The organism is Endozoicomonas sp. ALD068 (genome assembly GCF_049310145.1).
In the GTDB taxonomy this organism is placed as follows: Bacteria; Pseudomonadota; Gammaproteobacteria; order Pseudomonadales; family Endozoicomonadaceae; genus Endozoicomonas_A.
Window position 1 is genome coordinate 2,771,586 of the sequence record NZ_JBLYNU010000004.1, and the last position, 13,846, is coordinate 2,785,431.

Here is a 13,846-nt window from a genome sequence, read left to right on the forward strand (position 1 = left end):
CGGCAATGTGGAGCGCCTGTTTAGCCGCAAAGCAGCTGAGCCCGATAATCTTGCGGGCCATCTCAAGCTGGTGTTGAAACCGCAATGGCTGGGACGTGATCAGGAAGTTACCCGTGCGTTTATCAAGTTGGCGATGTCCAGGGTGGATAAAGCCGACTGGCCGTGGTTTTCAGAACACTTTTCCTCATTACCGGAATTGCAGCGTTTCAAGGTGGTGGAAGCGCTTGATCAATATCGCGTGCAGTATCCGGAGGCTGATAGCAAGCGGCTGGCCCTTGCCCTTACCGACCTCCAGCTCGCCGAAGTGAACAGCCAGATCAGTCAGGATGATCAGTCCGGGACACCCTCGGTGTTTCGCATCAGGAGTCTGGAATCGCTTAAAGACGGAAGCCATGGCTTGAAACTGGAGACCTACGGGGGAAGCCAGTTCGATCTGCAGGCAGGCTCTCTGGTGCCAGTGCTGACGGGTCAGGCCAAGGCACCACCGGTCAGGCCAGATCCACACCCGATGCTGCTGAGCGGGTCACACAGTAACCGGTTTCCCCCGTCGTTTCTTGATACGCGCCACAGCGAGAGACTGTACCGGCAATCCATGTTGGATGGTCAGCTGCTACCCAACAGTTACCGGAATGATGTCGAGCATTTTATTAAAATTTTCACTGACTTGAAGCCGGAAAGCCATCGCCAGCAACTCCAGAAGCAGGACTCACTTGACCTGAGTGCGGGTCGGCCTGTCCACTGGCGGTTAAACCCTCAGATTCTTTTGCGGGAGTCCCTGCTGCGGGTCCGGGATACGGCGGTCACGATTGAGCTTGGGATGAAGTACAACCTGTTACTGAAGCACAGGTTCCTGGACATAATGATCGGCCAGTTTTATGCCCTGGCTCTGGCCAAAAGTGTCGAGGCGGTGGATACCGCCCTGTTTCGGTCTGTCTGGTCAGAGGATGCTGAACAACTGGCGCGACTGGGCAACGCCGTTGGTTTTGACTCTGCCTACTACTGGGTTTCGACAACCGAGGCGCAGAATCGGGCCAGTCCTCTTTATAGCCTTCTGGCAGGCAACAACCGGGACACCCTTGCACATCATTTTGGCCCCATTGGGTCACCCGCCAGTCAGGAAGACTTTAAACAGGCGATGATATGGCTGTTCTCCAGGGAGCCTGAATTACTCTCATTGAGCCTGAACAAGGTTTCTGACTACATTCAGGCCCATCAGGATGACCCGGATATTGAAACCTTTGCCAAAGCCTTGCGCGAGTTTGACCAGAACCTCCCGGATGATGCCAGAACGCGGTTCAGGGGAGGGATTAGCCATCAACAAGTGGAATTACTGAAGAAGGTTCTGACCCGTCAGGTGCCTGATCAATGGGAACTGGTCAGCTATATAGGTGCACTTAAAAAAACACTCACCTCGCCAGCCCGGGTAACCGCTGCAACCGGGTTTGTAACATCGACGTACCAGCTGGTTGAGTCCGACAGCGGGGTGCAGGCTGGGCTGAAGGATCCGGATGCTTCAGACAAGGGACGTTGTCGGCGTGGGGTTGGCGGCTGTGGGACCCGGCTGTTACTGACGGGAGATTTGGCGGATCGCCCCTTTTTGAACATTGACAGTGCGGATATCAGTGACACCGGCAAACCTTATTACAAAGTTGAGTTCCTGACATACCAGGGGGAGTGGCAACGGGTGCTCAGTCGCTCAGGCACCGATATCACCGTCACCCCCCTGGGCGAAACTTCGGTTTATGACAGTATCCACGATACCGGCGGCTCCCGTTTTGAGCGTGTCATTCAGGCCGGGACGGAGACGGGTACGTTGGTAGCGGTCAAGCGTGCCAGCGGCCAGGTTTACCAGCTGATTTCGAAAGATGGCGGTCAATACCGCGCCGTCAGTCTGCAACCCGGCGACCGGCTGTTAGCGTTTTACGACAGCAGCGGGGAAACCCTGGTTCCGGTGCTGGAAAAAAACGACCATGGCCGAACGGTTTATGGCCTGAGGCTCGACAACGCAGCGTCAGATGCCAACCAGCTGTTTAAACTCAACCCGGTTGCATCGCTGGGGGATCAGCTGGCCGCTGCCCGCCGGGAAGATCACCTGCTGTTAGATGACAGTGCCGAGCTAAGAACCCTGGCGGGTACCGATGACCGGATAGCGGTGATCCTTCCTGGCGACTACCGCCCCGGCCAGCGACTGGCGAATCAGGCCCGGGGGCTCCTGTCCGAGCTGAGGGTCTTTATTGCCACCCCCGCCGGTCAGCGGCTGGTCAATGCCCTGGGATTCTCTGACCGTTTTAGCAGACCCATCAGTATGACTGAGCTGGACAGTCAGCTGTTGCCCGATATGGCGCCCCCCGCCCAGCTCAGGCTGGTGGTCAGGCTTGACAGTCAGGCTACTGCTGACCGGGTGATACCTTATCGTTCCAGGAGCATCGGGGACGTCAGTGGTCACCGGCTTGTGGTGCTGCAGGTTGACCCGGCGGTACTGGACGGGCAGCGCCACTCCACCAGTAATTACCTGGGGGCAGTGGCCTCTGTGCTGAAGGATTTATGTCGGGCAGCACTGGCCAGTACCGACCAGGCGGGCTCACCGGCCATCGCCATGACCTGGTTGCAGGGGAAAAAAATCACCGGGGACCGGACGCTGCTGCAACTGGAAAATCAACTTCGGAAGCAGTTCGGCCTGCTGCCTGTCCAGAGCACGGCTGCCGCCCGGGCTCCGGTTCAGGTAGTTACTGCAGCGGGCGGGATAACCACCGTGACAACAGGCCAGCGGGTCCGGATTGCCTATCAAGCCATGGCTGATCCTCTGTCCGGCTTTAGTCAGCTGGTGGGGGATCTGGAAACCCGTTTACTGTTCGAGCGGGTTCAGTATCGTTGCAACCAATGGGTTGACCGGTTATCCGGGGCTGACCGTTCGCAGGGCAACCTTCGCTCACTGTTGACACAGGTGGTCTGGAGTGAGCTGGTCAGCCGGGGCATGGTGACCGCGCAGCCCGGGCTGCTGGCTGACCCGGTGGATGTGGTGGTGTCCATGCTCAATGACACCGAGCTTAAGACTCTGGCCGATATCAATCATCTGGCCAGGCACCTTGGGGATGTGCTTACTGATGCCCTGAAAGACCGACAGAGCAGCGTCTTCACAGAGACAGAACGACAGGCGTTGTTGACCCGGTTCCGCCATGCCGAGGAGGCTCTGACGAAGGCACGGGCCCTGCGCAACGAATGGGGCGAACCCGGACAGCTCCCCCTTGGTGTGGATTCCCGCAGCAATGTGCCGGTCACCACTGGCAGCCGGAAAAACCTTGCCTTGATGACCCGCACCGAGCGGCAAAAGGTCACCCTGCTGGGTGACCGGCATCTTATTACCATTGAAAGCCAGAATGGCCCCCTGTCCGCTCCGGCAGGGGATGAACTGACCGGTTTGCTGGCGCTGTTAAGGCAGGAGTCTCCTGTTAGCCCGCAGGCTGCGGCTGCTTTGCGGACTCAGCTTCAGTGGCTCCCTGCGGCGGCTGACCCGGACTATTACCGGACTGCGATCGAGGGAATACTGTCACCTTTGTCCCAACAGCAGGCTGGCCAACTGGATAACACCCTTATTGGGTTGTTCGGGCAGCAAACCCCGTCCGGCGCTGAGCCGCTACTGGTGGAGTATTTTTTCCACAGGCGGCTTAAGAATCTGGAAACAACAGACCCCGCAGAGTTGCGGATGAATGCCCTGAAGGCGAATAAATGGCTTGATCTCCTGCAAAAAAATCAGCCAATACCGCCAGGAGCTGGCAGGAAGGCTCCGGTTTTCATCCCCGATATCGGGCTGGGCCGTCACCAGGCCGGGGTTCAGACCACCGATGGGCAAAAGATCTTCACGCTGGGTCGCCGCGATGACCTGGCTTTTTCCGGGCAGGGCCCTGGTTACTCCCTGATCCGCAGCGAAGGTGGCCGCAGGCAGGTCTTTAGCGTCGAGCTTCCCGATAACTGGCCAGACCGTCTTTTGTCGATCAGGCTGGTGGTCGATATGGAGCCTTATCGCGAGATGCAACGCGGGGGCAGTATTGGCAAACATCAGTTACAAAATGACATTCAATACATTGCCCGGGGGCTGGGGGAGTCCCGTTTATCGGAGCTTCTTCAGGCGTTTGTGAAGCCCGTCAGGGATGCAGGCATTCCCGATGGCAGCACTTATGAAGTGAGCATCAGCCCCAAACCTGTCTGGTCGTTTGTGGACAGCCGTGTCGAGGTGAGTGGAGAAAACAGCCGCAGTGCTCTGTTACTGCTGGGCACGAAGGACAGGAACCAGCCGTTTATTTTTCGGGAAACCCTGACCAGCCTGGTCGGTGCCGGTCTGTTAAAGGCCCTTGAGGGCGGTGGTGGGTCGCTGTCAGCATTGCGCCAGCAGGTGCGGGAGCTGTTCGGGATCAACAGCGAGACAGTGCCTGACGCTGAGTCGCGCCCCCTGGGACTGACCCGGCAATACGAACTCACTCTGGCTGCCACCCCTTCTGAAACAAGCCTCTATCGGCAACTGGTCGAAGGCTATCATAACCTGCTACTGGCTGAAGGTACGAAAGCTGATTACCTTAGGGCGCTCGAGTATTTAGAGATCCATAACATCGACAGGATTCTGGCAACAGCGGAACTCCTTGCAAAGGATGATGAAGGTAAGATCAGTGACAGCGATCTGTTCAACAGGGCCATCAACCAAAAACGCTCCCCGGTTGCCATAAAGTTAAGTCGGCCATTCGATCATTCAATCACCCAATACACCACCCTGCCCTCCGGCTCAGAGCAAGTCGACGTGGATTACCGGGCATTCTGGAGTGTCGGTTCCGGCATGGAATCTCTGCTCGACTCGAAACTGCTGGGGTTAAGTCGGGCGGCGGCGGAAAAGCTTCTGTCACAACGGAAAAAGGCCATTAACAAACACTTCGGGCTAAGGCCCGTTATCAGCGATTACCTGAAGTCGCTGGTGGTTCATTTTATCTACTGGAAGATGGAACAGGTACTGGGGAGCAACGGGCAGCCAACCAGCCAGATACACCTGGGGTTGACCGATGCGGTCACGGCCATACTGCCTGACAGCGATATCAATGCCATCAGAAATCTGACGTTGCTTCCGCGCAGAGGGGTGGTATCGGAGCCATCCATGGCCGCCTCATTGGCAAAAGCCTGTACTTATGTTGCCCGGGGGCTGGGCTGGGAGAGTTTTGACACTGGCCTGATGGCCAATATGAATGAGGATGTGCGCACCCTGTTCGAAGAGGCGGTAAGACTGCGAAAGAGCGTCAAAAAGCCCTTCCAGTTGCCTGTTAACCAGCAGCAGGACGCCCAAGGTAGAGAGCCACTGTTTGTGCAGAGTTTACCGGGACAGGATAAGACCATTAAAACCATCGCCAGCAGCCTTCGTCATGTGGTTATGGCAGACGGTGCCCGGCGTTATATAAAAATAACCCCGGCAGGCCCGGGCAATCCTTTCCCGCTTATGTCATCCCAGTCACAGGGAGCTCTGAAGAAGCTGTTACGCCAGCCTCTTGAGCCAGCTGAAAACGCTTCGGTCACAAAGGCTTATCTGTCACAGCTGGCGCGTCATTATAAGGCTTTTATTGAACTGGGGGACATTGATGTTAGCGACCAGGTCAAGGCGGTTATTGAAAATATGGACTCTGCTAACCGGCAGCGGTTTGCTGATGATTTCCTGAAATATGTCCGGCAGTCAGCCATCCCGGCAGGCCTGGCCGAAACCGTCGCCGGGAAGTTACTAGTGGCAGAGGTTAGCGCCTTGGGTTCCCTGCCTGAAAAGATTTCTTCCAAGTTTTACCAGCGGCTCAACGGGCTGCTGAACCTGGCCGGGAAAAAGGAATTTTCACTGACCTCTGGCAACCTGACGATTCGGGTGCTGACCGACCCCTCAATCACCGCCGATGCCTCCTACCTGATGCCTGGGCAACGGACTCTGGTGGTGGGCAACGGCGGTGATGCCAGTCCGCTGACCGCTGCCGCAGCAGTGGCTCTGCTGCAAGCCGCCCAGGCACAAAAACCGGAGGATCAGGCAAAAACATTCCTGGCCCTGCAACAGAAGCGGATCAGGCTGCCAAAGGACATAGACAGCCTGTCGCCAGAGTCACTGGTCAGTGAGTTCATTGTCAAGGAAGGCAAGCTGACGCTTTCCGGACTGGTGGACCGTCTGACCAGCTTTATCGGGCTGGCGAACAGGCTGAACCGCAAGGGCTCTTCCGAAGCCCGTCTTCTGGCCAGGGAGATTCACCAGAATATCGCCGACAGCGTTGTCGCACTCAGGGGCGGTATCGAGTTTGGCCAGCTGGCTGACATCGTTGATATGACCGACTCTGATTTCCGCAAGGCCCTGAAGAGACTGGACAAGGCGGGTTTGCCAGCCGGTCAGGCAACAAGGCTGCCCGCCCCAGACTGTGTGCTGTGCGACGGCTCCGGACCGGTCAAGACGGTGATGGCTCTGATGGACCGGGTCAGCGGGCACCTGGATGCTATTGAGTTCAGTGATCGCTTTAAAACTGTCAGGCAGGCTGCCGGAGACAAAGGGTTGCTGGCAGACGCCTTCCTGCTGATGCAACAGGAGCGTTTTGCCGCAGTGGCCACCGAGGACATTCTGGACAATCCGGAGTTCCGCAGGAAGCTGCTTGATCTATTCCGGAAAGCGCTGGCGGAACGGCAGGGACTGACGCCAGAGCAAATCATTGACCGGGTGGTCATTTTACTTAACGACTCGGGCTACAGTGCTGACGACACCCGCTATGTAAAAGATCAGCTGCTTGGCAACCCGGAATTCATGGAGCAGCTCAAGACCCACAAGAACAATCCCGGTAGTGCTGATCCCCAGAGTCCGGACGACACAGCGCCGGGAGGCAGGTCGAAGAAGTGGCTCAGGAAATTTAGCAAGGGTCTCGGGAAACTGGAGAGAAGTAAAACATACGGACGTACCAAAGCTGCTATCGGCGCAGGGCAATCCATAGCAGGCCTCGTCGGTGCTGTTCAGACCATTGGGAACCTGCAGAAATACGGCGACGCACTGTCTGATGAAGCCCGGGATCTGGCCTATGCCGGGGCCGGCCTGACGATCGGCAGTTCAGTTTATGGTCTGGCGATGACCAGCCACTGGCTGCTGAGTAAAAACAGCAAGCAAGTGGGCAAACAAGTGAGCAAAGGGGGAAGCCGTGCAGCGGGCTCTTCTGTCGAGGCTTTAGAAAACACCACCAAGGTTGCAAAAACCTCAAGGTTTGCGACCAGACTGGTGCCGGTAGCTGGCAATGTGCTTTCCATTACTACTGCCGCTACGTCCATAGCCGCTAATAAAATGGCCAGAGATGAGGCAAAAGCAGCTGGCAACGATGAACAGGTCACTTATTACGAAGTAATGATCGCCCTGGATGCGATTTCGATTGCCCTTGATGTTGTGGGCGCCGTTATGGACGTTTTATGTGGCAAGTGCGGAATTATTATCGACCTGATCGGCTACCTGCTCACTATCATACAGACCGCTATCGCGGCATCTATGCCGCCAAACAATGCCCGGCAGGAGTTCGATGCAGTGTTGAAAAGTGATGGCTTCGCTGAACACATTAACAACATGGCGGAGGACTTTGAAGAAAAAGGATTTTCAAGGTTTGAGTACCATGCCGATGCCGAGGCGTTCCTTCACCAGAGGATGTATGAGGATGACCTGGAGGAATTATGGGTATCCCGAACGAGATCACTGTCTGGTACCGAAAAAGGCCTTTCCTTTATCGACAGGATCAACCGGCGCCTCACAAAGGTGGGGACGAACCTGGAAGACTACATGCTTGGCAAGAAAGGCTACAAGATATTTTATGGTTTGGGTGGCAATGACACCCTGATCATCGACGAGGGGGAGCTGTACGGCGGATCAGACCATGACCGGTTGAAGCTTGAGAAAGGCATAGCGAAAGGGGGCAGCGGCAACGATATTATCCAGATCAGCCAGTCAGGGGAGGCTCATGGGGGCAGTGGTAACGATTTGCTCCATCTGCCCTATAGCGGTGGTGTTGGCTACGGCGGTCCGGGTAGAGACACCATTATTAACGGCAGGGTTCAGTACGGTGGCCCCGGTGATGATCATCTTATAGACGACCTTGGTTATATAAGGCAGTTTGGTGGTAAAGGAAATGACCGGCTTGAACCGGGTTTGGGCAAGGGGATTCTTTATGGAGGACCTGGCAATGATACCCTGATCTTGCCACGCAACGAGATCAATATTCCTTATTTTAGCTACTCTGGAGCCTTCTATGAACACAAGAGAAAGAATTACGATCGTCTTAATTGGACGAAATCTGACACATTATTTGAGGTTAACCTGGAAACCTGGCGCTGGGATAACCTTTTTCCCGAATATCTTAAAGACCATAGAATTGATCGCGATGCGCCGGATGGCGATGAAGGATGGAGTTCATCATACCTTTTAAGGCGCTTTGGCATGCGTGGGTCGCCATCAGGTTTTTATAGGAATCCAGTCAGACCAAGGCTCGACAAAAATGTGCGCCCATACAGAATGTACATTGCCACCCTGTCACAGATAAGAGCTGATTACGGACGTGCTGGGCGTGATAAAAAATTAATGCCCGAATATTATCTGATGGGGTATGACGCAAAGCATACGAAAGTAGAACGGATTTCTGATCATTACGGCCCTCAGGAATACTTTTACGTTGGGGAAGTCAGGTTCAGGGACGCCGAGCATGGTGATGGATCTTCAATAAAGGGCCATATGTATATTTCGAGACAGGGCGCTTACCTGTTGGATTCCAGCAGGCTTCTGTATTATTTCAGCAGGACTGGACTGAGAGAGCGCAGCGAAAGGCCCAGGCCCGATCAGGCCACTGTATTTTACGCAACGGTCATACAGCTACTGGATACCGGAGGGTCGATTGCCAATGTCGAAAATGTAGTAGGGTCGACGATGGGTGTGAATGTGATCGGGACTGCCCAGCCCAACAATATTTACTTATGGGGCAGTGGCAATGAGGTTCATACCGGAGACGGGAATGATTTTGTCGATGCCAGCAATGGCAACGGGATTAACTGGATAGCCCTGGGTTCGGGCGATGACCAGGCGTTGTTGGGGGATGGTGAGAACGGGGTCGATGGCGGTCCTGGCACGGACACCGTTTCTTACCTTGGCCGGAAAAAGGGTCTTAAGCTGGACCTTACCAGCGAGTATCGGTCCGGGTCACAGGAAGAATATCTGAAACAGGTGGAGATCATTCAGGGTTCCCCGGGCAATGACAGCCTCTGGGGAGACCACGGTAATAATGTTTTCATTGTCACCAATGGCACCAATACCGTCGATGTCCGGGGCGGCAATGACACGGTGGTTGCCATTGGCGGAAGCACTGCTATCCGGTTGCGCAGCGGTTTTAATACAGTGGTACTGGGTGAGGGCAAGGGTGAGGGTGAGAGTAGCCACGAGGTTTTCACGGGTACTCACGCGGACACCATTCTGTTGCGCCCCGGCAGCCATCTTGGTAACCACCGAATTCACGTCCATAAACGGCAGGAGCCTTCGACAGGAAAATGGCCACTGTTGGTTATCCAATGGGGATATTTTGGTGAAGTGTGCGGTGACGTTTTCTTCAAGTTAGCCAGCTTGACGATCAATACCTTTGACGAGAGCCTGAATCTGGTTTTTGACGATTTTGAACCCCATAAGAAGACAACCCTTGACTTTCACACTCCTGGTTTATCCAGTTTCGATACGCCATATGCCAATAGAAGTTTTTACTGGGAGGACGTGGCGGGCGAAAACTCTACCCTGTCAATGACCGAAGCCCTGACCAACCTGAGGAACACCACCCTCTCGACTTATCTTAATGCAGGCACAGAGCCTTGCCGGATCATAAAGAGAACAGACGACTATAGCTTTTCCACAGAGGAGATGTTGGCATTCTTGAATCGTTATCCTGAAAAACCCTTAAGTGAATTCCCCCGGGATCAATGGCGTAAAAAGACTGAGCTGAAGAGCCTTGCCAAAGAGGGAAAAACCCTGGGCGCTGGCCTGCACCGGATTGGCAGTCAGGGAAGTAGTCATACCAATCTGGTGATTGAGTTTGGTTTCGTCTCTGACCGTTGCTATCCACGTAGAGGTATTCTGCGCAAACTGACCTTGCAGCTTGGCCAGCAGCAGGTGCTTTTTGAAGGTGAAATCCCCCCCATTAAGAAGCACGGTGTTGTCTTTTTAAGACCATGGCACTCACTGGATTTAAAATTGGTTAAAACCGATGCGGACGGTGGCAGAAAACAACAAGGCCCCAAGGCATTATTTGCCATACCAACAAGTGTCATTAGACAAAAAATCAATAGACAAAATACGGCGAAATGGGCCAGCTCGAAACCATGGATCAAACTGTTCCACGGTCAGCTAATGGCGAAGACCCTGACCATGCTGGAGCTGGATTATAGATTTAATACTTATTTTCGTGACCAATGCAGCGCCTCTCCCTCATACCACAGTTCTGTGATTTTGCCGACGGTTCACCTTGACTTGTCTTCAGACTCTTACTCTGGCATCCCCATCATTTTCGGCGGCCCGGGTAATGATCAGCTGACGGGCAACCCGTCTACGGATAACGTATTAATTGGCATGGGAGGTCATGATCGTTTAAAGGATATGGGAGGCAATAACCAGTTTATTGTCGGCATGGGCAATACCAACGTTACTGCTGGCGGGGAAGGGTATAATCAGTTAATACACGACCAAAGTCGTTATGTTGTTTATGATACCCGGCTTCTGAACAAACACTCCAGGAGTCTTGGCGTCAAGGTCATCAGTTCAACCTATCAACTGGATGGGATAACCGTCAATGTGACGGAAGGGACCGTTCAGACCCGATGGCAGAATACGAATGGAACGGGCAGCTGGCGTTATCATCAGACGGTATTCAGTGGGATCAACCAGATTGCCGGGACTCCGGGTGATGATAGCTATTTTGGCAGCAATGGTACGGATATTTTCAACACCGGGGGTGGCCTGGACACAATAAGAATGGGGGACGGAGACGACCGGGTCATCATTGACGCCCCCTGGCAGAAGGGTACCTTGCTGGACGGCGGTAGCGGTGCCAATACACTGGTCTTTGATTTGCCTGTTCGTCGTGATGTGACTGTCGACCTGAAGGATGGTTTAACGGTCGAAAACTTTATCCTGGAAGACACCGGGAAGGGCAACATAAGATTTTCCGGCGATGATAAAGATAACGTTTATGTATCCAGAGGTTCCCTGCGCAGTTTTAATGGCCGGGGGGGAAATGACTACCTTTTTCTTCTGAAGCTGCCGCCCTATATCCATTTTAACGGTGGTCCGGGCAGGGACACACTGGACTTAAGCCAGGCAACCCTTACCCCGGAATTTGTCCGGCTCAAACTGTCTGTGCAAACAAAACCAGTGAGTCTCTCCTGTGTAACCGATTCGCAACCCTGCTCTGCGGAAACAAACATCGAAAGTCGTCTGTTCCTTACGTTGAGGCTACCCGGATCTCAGGTCACCTATCAAACATGGGATTCTACTGTCAGAAATTTTGAGATTTTCAAGGGCCCGCGCAGCGACGATATTTTCGAAATCCCGGCCCTCACCGGCCTCGTTGTCGATGGAAACGCTGGTGATGACACTTTCAATATTTTCTCTACCCACATCAAGGGCAACAGTTCAATCACCACCACCATAGGGGGAACCGGATACAACCGGCATTATGGCAGCCCGAAAGCTGACCGGATGGTGGCAAACCTGGGGCCTGACCTGCTTTCCGGCGACCTGGGCCCGGATATTTACGTTATTTACCCACAGGCCAATGGTACCCGAATCATAGACCGGGACAACGGGAATACCCTGGTATTGCACGGGGTACAACCTGAAAATCTTGACTGGAAACTGACCGGAAATTATAGCCGTCTGGAAGTGAACAACGATGGACAAATATTTTTCAGCATCGATTTACGGCACGTTCCCCATTGTGCGCGCGAGGATGGCAGCCTGGCCACCGGGCACTTTATCAACAACCTGGAATGGCATTTCTGGCGCCTGACAACGATTGATCCGGCCAACAACGGAAGCAGGCTGCTTAGCGGCAAAAACCTTCGGGACTACTATCACTCCAGGCTGACAGTTGATAAACGGCTGGACAACACTTATCAGCTTGACAATGTTACGGCACCGGTACATGGCGGGCCAGGTGATGACGAGTTCTTCGTCTCGGGTGCTGTCAAGCCGGAGGCCGGACTGTTCGGCGATTCGGGAAATGATATTTTCCATCTCAAAAGCAGGGGTGTCAGTGTTCACCCCGGTTCCGGCAATAATCTTGTCAGTCTGGAGCTGGAGAATGCAGAAGAAAATGGTGTAGTAAAGCTATTCTTTGCTCCCTCTTCGTTTAACCGTGTTCGAATGACTGGCGTCAGCCTTGCGGATTTGCAGGCAGCAAGCTGGCGTTCGCTGGATCAACGCAATGCCACTGACAGCGGTGACCGGGCTGCTTGTCCAGCCGGTTTGTCACACCTGATGCCGCCTCCGGTCACCGGTGGCCGCTTTATGCTGGCGGCCTGGATCCGTAGACAAACAGGGGTCGACAAACTGATTCATTTTGCCGGGGCTGACGGCTCTGATGCCATCAGCCTGAGCCTGAAATCCGGGAGACTGGAGATCAGGCTAACGGATGGTTTCAGGGTCTTTCGTAGCAGAGTCAGGCAATTTTTTACCTCCTCCCGTCAGCACCTGGCCATGACAATAAATGACAGTGGTTTTCTAACCCTCTATCGGGATGGCCAGATGGTTTTGGCCAGGCAAGCCCTCAAGCCAGCCAGGAAAGTTCGGAAGCTGAACTGTTATGCCGCTGATAAACTCATCATCAACCAACGTCTGCCGTCGTCTGAAGGCATAAAAATGATGGTGTCTGGTGTCGACCCGCTGGTGAGAATAGGCACTCGGCAGGATCCTGACCGTATCTTCGCCAATGGCTGGCCAGACAGCCTGGAACTGGATGACGGCATTCTGGATAACAAGGAAATGATCGGTCAACGACTCGAGTCGGGTTATTCACTTTCAGAGCAAACCATCCCCGGACATCAGTATTTAATCGATGAAAAAAGCGCTACTTACCGTTTCTCTGGCGATGACACGGATAACAGCCAATGGCTTCTGGCAAACGCCACGGGCACGGCTGACCAGCTCGAAATTAATACCCATGACTGCCGGACATTGGACTATAAAAAGTCGGGCGGGGATCTTATCCTGACTATCTTGCCGAATGATAGCCTGCTGAAAAACAGTGAAACTAGCACAAAGCCGATCAATGCCACCCGAAGCCTTCGGGTGCAAAATTTTTTCAGCGAGGAAGCCGAGACCATTGAGCGCCTGATCGTCAATAACAGGGTGCTCAGCAGGAACGAGGTGCTTGCGAAAGTAGACACCCCACAGTCACGTGGCAGGCGCTCGCTGAGTGACAGCAGCGCAGAAGGTGCATTGGCCGCTGAGAGTGCAGGCAACGGAACCCTGACCTTTCTGAACAGGATCATTCGCAGTGGGCAACGGTTGTTGAATTACCTGAGCAGTCTGGCCGGAGGTGAGAAAGACGACGTTAATGCGGGTGAAGCCCTGAGTGAGCGCCCCCTGGTGGCGAGCCTGAATGACACAGAACTGAACCAAAACTACCAGCGCCTGGTTCAGGAACTCAACGCCCAGTCAGGCAATCGCAGTGGTGAGAACCCGTCGTTTATCCCATCGACAAGCCAGAGAATGGTACAGAATCTGACGACTCCGCAACCTTTAACTAGGATAGGGATGGGCTGAACAACCTGTTAGTTACGGAGAGGTTCCCGT

General features: G+C 54.2%; 1 protein-coding gene (running past one end of the window). It reads left to right on the forward strand.

Features of this window, described 5'->3' with window-relative positions; all coding sequences use genetic code 11:
- On the forward strand, positions 1–13,816 hold the end of the coding sequence (locus ACO6V5_RS09545; RefSeq protein ID WP_422442359.1) for a TcdA/TcdB catalytic glycosyltransferase domain-containing protein. The gene continues 14,822 nt to the left of window position 1, outside the view; 13,816 of the gene's 28,638 nt are visible here — the last part of the coding sequence; the start codon falls outside the window, past its left edge; its stop codon occupies positions 13,814–13,816.
- Positions 13,817–13,846 lie beyond the last annotated feature (30 nt).